At 61.4% G+C, this 9,754-nt stretch carries 6 protein-coding genes and 2 pseudogenes; 6 read left to right on the top strand and 2 right to left on the bottom strand.

The annotated features are described in order from the left end of the window. Positions 1–574 (bottom strand): annotated as a pseudogene (locus tag Q0288_RS09925) (phosphoesterase PA-phosphatase); the annotation flags it as partial. Between the two features lie 69 nt (positions 575–643). Between Q0288_RS09925 and Q0288_RS09920 the strand changes: the two are divergent. From Q0288_RS09920 to Q0288_RS09895, 6 genes are all read left to right on the top strand, one after another. Further along, a complete protein-coding gene (locus Q0288_RS09920; RefSeq protein ID WP_299429936.1) occupies positions 644–2,269 on the top strand; it encodes a CRTAC1 family protein in 1,626 nt (541 codons plus the stop codon). Positions 2,270–2,443: 174 nt separating this feature from the next. Then, positions 2,444–3,481: a D-xylose ABC transporter substrate-binding protein gene (xylF, locus tag Q0288_RS09915; RefSeq protein ID WP_299429934.1), complete on the top strand. Its 1,038-nt coding sequence runs from the start codon at positions 2,444–2,446 to the stop codon at positions 3,479–3,481. 258 nt (positions 3,482–3,739) lie between these two features. Beyond that, on the top strand, positions 3,740–4,960 hold the full coding sequence (locus tag Q0288_RS09910) for a sugar ABC transporter permease (protein WP_299429932.1): 1,221 nt from the start codon (positions 3,740–3,742) through the stop codon (positions 4,958–4,960). A gap of 2 nt (positions 4,961–4,962) precedes the next feature. Continuing rightward, positions 4,963–5,733, top strand: coding sequence for an ATP-binding cassette domain-containing protein (locus tag Q0288_RS09905; RefSeq protein WP_299429930.1), 771 nt, complete (start codon positions 4,963–4,965; stop codon positions 5,731–5,733). 139 nt (positions 5,734–5,872) lie between these two features. Further along, positions 5,873–6,916 (top strand): Gfo/Idh/MocA family oxidoreductase, encoded by a 1,044-nt coding sequence (locus Q0288_RS09900; RefSeq protein WP_299429928.1) that lies wholly within the window; start codon positions 5,873–5,875, stop codon positions 6,914–6,916. Positions 6,917–7,013: 97 nt separating this feature from the next. Beyond that, complete coding sequence (locus Q0288_RS09895) at positions 7,014–9,365, top strand: glutamine--tRNA ligase/YqeY domain fusion protein (protein ID WP_299429926.1); 2,352 nt, start codon at positions 7,014–7,016, stop codon at positions 9,363–9,365. A 125-nt stretch (positions 9,366–9,490) separates the two neighbouring features. On the opposite strand, the pseudogene Q0288_RS09890 reads toward Q0288_RS09895, so the two are convergent. Next, a pseudogene (locus tag Q0288_RS09890) lies at positions 9,491–9,754 on the bottom strand (sorbosone dehydrogenase); the annotation flags it as partial.

The raw sequence follows: 9,754 nt of genomic DNA, 5'->3' as shown, positions 1-9,754 counted from the left end.
CGGGTATACTCTGACGAGCTGCACCATCCTGACGCCCCCAGGCGGCTATCTGGAGTCCCACCTGTCGCCCGATTTCCCGAGATATCCGCAGATTATTCGCTGCAAATCCACGGCTCGAGGCCTGGTCATAGACCGCTGCTGCGGTCTGCCGTACTGCATCCTTTAAATTGGGAAATGTGGGGTGCAGATAGAGCACGACCTCCTGCGCCGCATAGGCAGCGACCACATTAGCCTCGGCTCCGGCCTGATTTTGCACCCAGTGCAGGCTATCGTTCACGGCTACCGAGAGCAGTGCCAGAGCCCGTGCAGTGCGAGGGGGCGAGAACATCTGGGTCTGGATGCCCAGCAATTCCAGTCGGTGAAGTTCGCTCAGGGTATCCCAGCCAAGGCCGCTGGCAGGCTGACTGGGGTCGGTCTGCAATTGACCCAGCAGGCGCTCGATAGCAGGGGTGCTGGTTGCGATCCAGGCCCGCGACTGAGCAGGCCGGGCCAGTCCGAAGTCCGCGAGGACTAGCAACAGCATCACCATCAGGCATTTGAAGGTTCCCGAGACACGGGGCTCCGGCGTGCGCATGGTTTCAGTCTAGCGCGCTTGCCCTCGGACACAAAGAAACTCCTCCGGCTTTGCGGTATTATTCCCCCGATGAATCCAACGGGGGCCTTGCTGGGTAGCCTTGGGCTGCTGCTCTCTGGCCTGGCCCTGGCCCAGGTCGCCATCCCCCGTTTTATCGAGGAGACGCAGTCTTCGGGCCTCGAGACTCGCTTTGATGGCGACTTTGTGGTGGGTGGGGGGGTGGCGGTTTTTGACTGCAACGACGATGGCCTGCCCGAACTGGTGCTCTCCGGAGGCCTCAACCGGGCTAAACTCTACCTTAATCAAAGTGCCGCAGGCGGGAGGCTGCGCTTCAGGGAGCAAACTGCCGGGGTTGAACTCGAGCAGGTGGTAGGAGCCTACCCCCTGGACATTGACAGCGACGGCAAAACCGACCTGGTTCTACTCAGGGCCGGGGAGGACATCCTGTTGCGCGGGCTGGGCCACTGCCGTTTCGAGAATGCCAACCGCTTGTGGGGGTTCCAGGGAGGCAACACCTGGACCACCGCCTTTGCGGCAACCTGGGAAAGGGGGCAGAGCTGGCCCACCCTGGCTACCGGAGCCTATGTCAGTCGCAGCACCCAGTTTCCCTGGGGAAGCTGCCGGGGTAATGCCCTCTACCGCCCCGCTCCTGGTGGCAAGGGTTTTGCAGCCCCCCTCCCGCTCGAGCCCAGCTTTTGTGCGCTCTCGATGTTATTCTCCGACTGGAACCGCTCGGGAACCCCCTCGCTGAGGGTTTCCAACGACCGCGAGTATTACCGTGGCCTAGGCCACGAACAGCTCTGGCAGATAAGCCCCGGACAAGCCCCTCGACTCTATAACGAGTCCGACGGTTGGAAACGCCTGCAAATCTGGGGAATGGGCATTGCCAGCTACGACCTGACCGGCTCGGGCTATCCGGTCTACTACCTGACCAGCATGGGCGACAACAAACTGCAAGTGCTGCAAACACCCGACAGACCCACCTACAGTGATACTGCTTTCCGGCGGAATGTTACTGCCCACCGCCCCTATACGGGTGGTGATGTGCACATGTCCACGGCCTGGCACGCGCAGTTCGAGGACATGAACAACGATGGGCTGATTGATCTGTTTGTGTCCAAGGGAAACGTGGGCTTCATGCGCGATGCCGCCGCCCGCGATCCCAACAACCTGCTGTTGGGAAAGCCCGATGGCACCTTTGTGGAGGTCGGAGATAAATCTGGAGTTGCCAGCTTTCTCCGGGGTCGCGGGGCACAGGTCATGGATTTCAATGCCGATGGGCTGCTGGATATCGTGGTAGTCAACCGGCTCGACCTGGCCCAGGTCTGGCGCAATCTGGGCGCGGCCACCCCCGGTTCACAAACCGCTACCCCGCCGACTGCCCAGCCACTGGGAAACTGGCTGCAGGTACGGCTGCATCAGTCGGGCCCCAACCCCGATGGCATTGGGGCATGGTTGGAAGTGCAGCTTGCCAGTCGAGTTCTGAGGCGCGAACTGACCGCGGGAGGTGGACACGTGAGCGGAGGACTGGGTTGGACGCACTTTGGACTGGCCAGCGCAGAGCAGGTGCGCATGCGGGTGCTTTGGCCCGACGGTCAGTGGGAGGGGTGGCAGGAAGTCAAGGCCAATCAGTTTGTCACTTTCAGCCGAGGGAAGGGTATTCAGCGCTTTGTACCTGCCAGCAGTCCACCATGAACTCGAGGTTCAGGGGATCGGGGATGGGCACAAATCTTGAGCAGGCCCCCAATCCATCCACCAGGCATTGACAATAGCGCTTTAATAAATGTATCTTCGTTCTCGAGTCGAACAGTAAAGGGAAGCAGTTCCAAGGCTGGTGGCATCGGCTCACTATGGATAAGGGGAGGGAGTATGAAACTATTCCTCAAGGTGATGGTATTGGCCCTGTTTGCGATGGTGGTGCCCACTTTCGCGCAGCAAGTAATCGTGGGAGTGAGCTGGGCCAACTTCCAGGAAGAACGCTGGAAGATAGATGAGCGGGCCATCCGCGAACAATTGGGGCGTATGGGTGCTACCTACATCAGCGCCGATGCCCAGAGCTCTTCTGAGAAGCAGCTCAACGACATTGATGCCCTGATTGCCCGTGGTGCCAGGGCCCTGATTATTCTGGCCTGGGACAAAGATGCCATCCTGCCCGCCATTGAGAAGGCCAGGGCCGCAGGTATTCCGGTGGTGGCCTATGACCGCCTGATCGAGAACAATTACGCCTACTACATCACCTTTGACAACGTGGAGGTAGGCCGCATGCAGGCCAGGGCCGTGTTTGCCGCCCGGCCCAGGGGCAACTATGCCTTCATTCTGGGGGCCAATACCGACCCCAACGCCGACTTCTTGCACAAGGGGCAGCTCGAGGTGCTCGATGCAGCCATCAAGCGCGGCGATATCAAGGTGGTAGGTAAGCAGTACACCGATGGCTGGAGGCCCGAAGTGGCTCAGCGCAACATGGAGCAGATCCTTACCGCCAATGCCAACCGGGTAGATGCGGTGGTCGCCTCGAACGACGGAACCGCCGGGGGTGTGGTGGCCGCTCTGGCCGCAGTCGGCTTGGCCGGAAAGGTGCCGGTCTCGGGCCAGGATGGTGACCAGGCCGCCCTTAACCGCGTGGCCCGGGGGCAGCAAACCGTGAGCGTCTGGAAAGATGCCCGCGAGCTGGGTCGCAGAGCCGCCGAAGCAGCCGTGCTCATGGCCCGTGGCACCGCAATGGAAAGGCTGCCCGGCAGAACCGTTTTTGCCGACGGCCCCAATAAGGTTCGCATGAACGCTCTCTTGCTCAAGCCCGTTCCGATAACCCGCCAGAACCTGGATGTGGTGCTGCAGGCGGGCTGGATCACCAAGCAGGCCCTTTGCCAGGGTGTCAGCGGCGCTGCTGCCCCTGCGGCCTGCCGGTAGAGCTCACTTATGCCGAAAGGGTGGGCATCCTGCCCACCCTTTTTGCAGCCAAACATGGGTTTTCACGCCAAGCATCTCCACGCAGGAATTGGCTCTACCCACAGAGGCCTGGTAAGAGACCTGCGCCGACGCAAGCCCAGAAGTGCTGCGCGTAAAGCCATCGCCGAAATTTCTATCGTGGGCGCACATAGCACGCCATCTGCGAAGGCCGCGCTATAATCGAGTCTAACCATCAAAACCCGGCGGAGGAGCCTGGTCATGCAAAAACAAACAGCCTCGAGAGCCCACCCAGGTCTGGTGCAGAGCCTGGGGGTGGATGGGCGTATTCTGACCATGCTGGTGGTGCTGGCAGTGGTTTGGTCGGTATTCCAGATTCTCACCATGGGCCAGCCGGGGCAGTTCTTGAGCCCGCAAAACCTCTGGAACCTTTCGGTTCAGACCGCGGTGGTGGGCATCATGGTGGGGGGCATGGTGATGGTGATTGTAACGCGCCAGATTGACCTTTCGGTGGGTTCAATCCTAGGCTTTAGCGGCATGATCATGGCCCTGATTCAGACCGTTCCGCCACTGGGCTGGGGTGGGAACTGGATTCTGGCGCTGCTGGTGGGCTTGCTGCTGGGGGCCCTGATTGGGGCCTTTCAGGGCTACTGGGTGGCCTACTGGGCCGTGCCGGCTTTTGTGGTCACGCTGGCAGGGCTGCTGATTTTTCGCAACGCTACTTTTATTGTGGCCAGTGGGCGCACCATTGGCCCGCTCGACGACAACTTTAAGGTTCTGGGCGGTGGCCTTACGGGTTCGATTGGGGAGTTGTGGACCTGGATGGTGGGGCTGATGGTGATGGCTTACATCGTCTACCAGGCCCTCACCAACCGCAACCGGCGTATCAAGAACAGCCTTCCGGTGCGCCCGGTATGGGCAGAAGCGGTGGTTAATGGGGCTTTGTTAGCCCTGACCCTAGCCTTTGTGCTGGTGATGAATGCCTTCCCCTATCCGGGAACCACCGTTCCGAGGGGCATGCCGGTACCGGTTCTGATTACCCTGGTGGTTCTGTTTACGCTCAACTGGGTCGCACTCAATACCCGGTTTGGTCGCTACGTATTTGCGATTGGCGGCAACCCCGAGGCCGCCCTGCTGGCCGGTATTAACGTCAAACGCATGCTGGTGGCGGTTTTTGCCCTGATGGGCATGCTGGCAGCCCTGGCCGGGGCGGTGCAGTCCGCCCGCCTCAACTTCGTGACCAACAGCATGGGGAATTTGCTCGAGCTCGACGTGATTGCAGCAGCCGTGATTGGGGGAACGGCCCTGGCGGGTGGCAGTGGAACCATCGTGGGGGCTGCGCTGGGGGCACTCCTGATGTCCTCTTTGCGCAGCGGGATGGTGCTGATGGGAATGCCCACCGAGTGGCAGAACGTAGTGTTGGGCACGGTGCTGCTGGCAGCCGTAATCTGGAACACGGTGTATCTCAGGAATCGGAGGTGAGCATGGCTCCTCTTGTGGAAATGCACAATATCAGCCTCCGCTTTGGCGGGAACCAGGCTCTGGACAACGTATCGGTTAACCTGTACCCCGGCGAGGTTGTGGGGCTGCTGGGTCACAACGGCGCGGGTAAATCCACCCTGATCAAGGTGCTCTCCGGAGCTTATCAGGCCGACAACGGCCTGCTCCGGGTGGGTGGGCAGGAGGTACAGATTCGCACCCCTCAGGATGCCCAGTCCCAGGGAATCGAGACCATCTACCAGACCCTGGCCCTGGCCGACAACCTGGATGCGGTGGCCAACGTATTCCTGGGCCGGGAAAAAGTGCGGGGCGTAATGCTGGACGAGGACATTATGGAAGTCGAGGCCCGCAAAACCCTGGATCGCCTGCGGGTGAAAATCCCGTCCCTGCGCCTGCCGGTAGCCCAGATGTCTGGGGGACAGCGTCAGACCGTAGCGATTGGACGGGCCATCTATTTCAAGGCCCGCTGTCTGATTATGGACGAGCCTACCGCGGCTTTGGGGCCGGAGGAAACCCAGAAAGTTCACCAGCTCATCAAGGCCCTCAAGGCCGAGGGGGTGGGGATATTTCTGATCAGCCACGACCTGCACGATGTGTTCGATCTGGCCGACCGCATCACCGTGATGAAAAACGGACGACTGGTCGGCACCGTCTACACCCAGGATGTAACCCATGATGACGTACTGGGCATGATTATCGGGGGGGTGATGCCCCGAAACGTTCGACCCGCCGATCAGCCTGCGCCGCGCAACTGAGGGAGTTGCTCGACGGGCCTGACACCGGTTAAACCGGCCTTTGGTCTCCCCCGGTATCACTCCCTTAAGCCAATTTTCAAATCAGCCCTGGCTGGCAGGTTCGTATGCTGCACGTTAACTGAGAAAATCAGGAGACTCTATGCGAATCGGAATCGTAGGTGCTGGCTGGTGGGCAGGTTTCGCCCACCTCCCGGCATTTCAGGACGCAGGCGCGGAAATCGAGGGCATTTACAGCCGCACCCTGGCGAATTCACAAAAGCTGGCCACTCTGTTTAGAACCAGGGCTTATGAGCGCTACGAAGATTTGTTGTCGGCCTGTGATGCGGTAGCCATCTCCACTACCGACGACACCCACGCCACCCTGGGTATCCAGGCGTTGCAGGCAGGCAAACACCTGTTTATGGATAAGCCCCTGGCCCGCTCTACCGCCGAAGGGCAGGCGATCGTGGACGCTGCCAGAACCCATGGCCGCGTCGGCCTGACGGCTTTCACCAGCCGGGGCGACCTGGCTGCCGAGACCGCGCAGCGGCGGATGCAGTCCAACAAAATTGGTGAGGTCTTGTATGTGCGGGGCTTTTTCCACGGTGGTTTCATGGGCGACCCCGAGGGCCCCACCACCTGGCGGGCCAGGGCCGAGATTGGCGGGGCCGGGGGCGCAGTGGCCGACCTGGGGGCGCACCTGTTCGACCTGACCCGGATGGTGAGCGGGCTCGAGCTAACCCGAATTTTGGCCCTCTCCTCCATCCACCTCCAACGCCCCGACCCGGTCACCAACTACGACGAAGGCGCAATACTGGCCCGGCTGGGCAGTGCCAGCGGGGCTTTTTCCCTTTCCCGGGTGCACATCGGTGGAACCCAGCACATGGAACTGGAAATCCAGGGAACCCGGGGTGCGCTCAAGTTGAGACCCGCCATCTGGGCAACGGGTGGAAGCGGTCAACTGTGGTTGGCCAAACGCCCTGGCGACTATCAGGAAGTCCCCCCCGATCCGGATCTGCTGCGCGGGCGCAACCCGGGCTGGTCGTGGGGACATTTCCAGTTTGTCGAGCTGGCGCGGCGCTTCCTGGAAGCAGCAACCAGAAACCAGCAACCCACCCCTAGCCTGGAAGATGGGCTGGCCACCCAGAAAGTCATAGATGCCGCCGTCCGAAGCAGCAAGCACAGCACCTGGGAGGTGGTTTAGACCGGGAAGACCACCGTTTGGCTCCGCACCCCCCGATAAATTGGGACGGCCAACCCTGGGTATTTTGCATGAGGCGGTGTATTCTCTGCATATTGTCATGAGCACACCCAATGCCAAGACCCGTTATGTAAACCCCAACTTCATCACCGAGATCATTGAGGAAGACTTAAAGGCCGGTCGCTACCAGAAGATCGTCACCCGCTTCCCGCCCGAACCCAACGGTTACGCCCACCTGGGCCATGCGGTGGCCAGCTACATAGATTTTGGCCTGGCCCTGGACTATGGCGGGGAGTGCCGCCTGCGCATGGACGACACCAACCCCGAGGCCGAGAAGGCCGAGTACGCCGAGGCGCTGATTGCCGATATGCGCTGGCTGGGCTGGGACTGGGGGCCAGCGGTCAGCTATGCCTCCAGTTACTTTGAGGAGCTTTACGAGATGGCCCTGCGGCTCATCCAGAAAGGGCTGGCCTACGTGGACAGTGTTTCCCCGGAAGAGATGGCCCGCCTGCGGGGCAGTGTGGACAAACCTGGAACCCCCAGCCCCTATCGCAACCGAAGTATCGAGGAAAACCTGGGTCTGTTCCGGCGGATGCGGGCCGGCGAGTTTGGCAACGGCGAGCACGTCCTGCGGGCCCGGATTGACCTATCCAGCCCCAACATGAAGCTGCGCGACCCGGTGCTCTACCGCATCGTCCACGCCGAGCACTACCGCACCGGCAAGCAGTGGTGCATCTATCCCTCTTACGACTTTGCCCAGGCCACCACCGACGCGCTGGACGGGGTAACGCACAGCCTGTGCAGCCTCGAGTTTGTGGACAACCGGGCCATCTACGACTGGCTCATGGAACACCTCTGGACACCCCCCCGGCCCTACCAGTACGAGTTTGGACGCCGGAGCCTCGAGTACACCGTAGTTTCCAAGCGCAAGCTACGCAGACTGGTCGAGGGGGGCCACGTGCGGGGCTGGGACGACCCCCGCATGCCCACCCTGGCAGGCCAGCGGCGTCGCGGGGTGCGGCCCGAGGCCATCCGCCGTTTCGCCAGCCAGGTCGGTATCTCGCGCACCAACCGCACGGTGGATATGGCCTTGCTGGAAGGTTCCATCCGCGACGACCTCAATCCCACCGCCCCCCGCGTGATGGCGGTTCTGCGACCCCTCAAGGTGCTGCTCACCAATCTGACCAGTCCCAAAACCATTGCCATGCCCTACTGGCCACACGACGTAATTCAGGACTCCCCCGATGGCCTGGTAGCCCTGCCGAGCGGTGAGCGCGTCAAGCCCGAGAAGGCGGTTCGCCTGGTGACCCTGACCTCCGAGCTCTACATCGAGACCGACGACTTCGCCATAGACCCCCCCCAGGGCTTCAAGCGCCTGACCCCCGGTGGAGCCGTGCGCCTCAAGCTGGCCGGAGTGATCCGCTGCGACGAGTTCAAGACCAACCAAGCAGGGCAGGTCTCCGAGTTGTTCTGCACGCTCTTGGGCGAGGACGCCCGGGCGGACGGCGTGATCCACTGGGTGAGTGCAGAGTATGGCCTCCCCGCCGAGTTTCGCCTCTACGACCGCCTTTTTAGCGTAGCCCACCCCGAGGCCGAGGCCAGGGAACTCGAGGAAGACCAGGAAACCCACGAAGACCGAGACTTCCTGAGCTTTGTCAACCCCCATAGCCTGGAAGTGACCCACGGGCGCATCGAGGCCAGCGTCGCGCATGATCCCGCCGAGACCCGCTACCAGCTCGAGCGCACCGGCTATTTTTGGCAAGACCCGGTGGATTCCAGACCCAGCACGCTGGTCTTCAATCGGATCGTAACCCTGAAAGACACCTGGGGCCGGAGCGAGGCCGCTCACAAAGCCTCGAGCGCAGTAAAGAAGCTGGATAGCCCGGTTGGTGAGGTCAGACCCGTCTCCCAGCACAAATCCGAACTGACCCTCGAGCAACAAACCAGGTTTCGGGCCTGGCAGTCCCAGGGCATCAACGAATCGGAGGCCCTGGTGCTGGCCCGCGAACCGAAGTTGGCGGCTTTCCTGGAAGAAGCAGCCCAGACCGCCCCCGTCCGCAGTCTGGCCAGTTGGGTGGTTAACGACCTGGGAACAGCCATTCGCTCGGGCGAGTCCAGGGTCACTCCAGCGGGGCTGGCCGGGTTGGTGCAGCTCCTCGAGTCGGGCGAAATCAGCACCCGCATTGTCAAGGACGTGCTGGCCGAAGCCCTGGGGAGCGGCGAAGCTCCGGCTGAGATCGTCCGCAAAAAAGGCTTGAAACAGCTCAGCAACGCGGGCGCACTCGAGCCCATAATTGACCGTATCATGGCCGAAAACCCCGATAAAGTGGTGGCCTATCGCGCAGGCAAGACCGGTCTGCAGGGCTTCTTTGTAGGCCAGGTGATGCGCGAGACCAGAGGGCAGGCCAATCCCCAACTGGTGCAGGAACTGGTGAATCGGAAGCTAAGTTAAGCCAACCCCCCGCCCCTTATGGGTGCGGGTTGGGGTGGGGTCAAAAACGCAAGCTTTCGTAAAATTAAACCAGCCCTTCCCGTGCTCCTGTGCAGAATAACGAACCCGCGTCGGAACTTCCAACGCTACCTTCCCCTGTACCAGATCCTGTAAATCCGCCCGCCTCTAGCATCCGAGACATACATCGCACCGTCCGAGCCAATCACCAGGCCCACCGGGCGACCCCAGGCGTCACGGCACATCTGGCCCGGCTCCCGCCAACCCGTGGCAAAGGTTTCTGCCCGTACCGGCAGGTCGTTTTTGATTACAAAGCGCTCGATTTTACAGTCGCGGTACTGGCTGGGATCCTGAACGCCCAGGGAACCGTGGTAGGCAATATAAAGGCTATC

Source organism: uncultured Meiothermus sp., from assembly GCF_937863175.1.
Lineage (GTDB): Bacteria > Deinococcota > Deinococci > Deinococcales > Thermaceae > Meiothermus.
This window is presented reverse-complemented; position numbering and strand designations above follow the sequence as displayed.

Excerpts from the sequence above, each read along its gene's own strand:
- Q0288_RS09920 (WP_299429936.1), top strand. The coding sequence starts at position 644 with ATGAATCCAACGGGGGCCTTGCTGGGTAGCCTTGGGCTGCTGCTCTCT.
- xylF (WP_299429934.1), top strand. The coding sequence starts at position 2,444 with ATGAAACTATTCCTCAAGGTGATGGTATTGGCCCTGTTTGCGATGGTG.
- Q0288_RS09910 (WP_299429932.1), top strand. The coding sequence starts at position 3,740 with ATGCAAAAACAAACAGCCTCGAGAGCCCACCCAGGTCTGGTGCAGAGC.
- Q0288_RS09905 (WP_299429930.1), top strand. The coding sequence starts at position 4,963 with ATGGCTCCTCTTGTGGAAATGCACAATATCAGCCTCCGCTTTGGCGGG.
- Q0288_RS09900 (WP_299429928.1), top strand. The coding sequence starts at position 5,873 with ATGCGAATCGGAATCGTAGGTGCTGGCTGGTGGGCAGGTTTCGCCCAC.
- Q0288_RS09895 (WP_299429926.1), top strand. The coding sequence starts at position 7,014 with ATGAGCACACCCAATGCCAAGACCCGTTATGTAAACCCCAACTTCATC.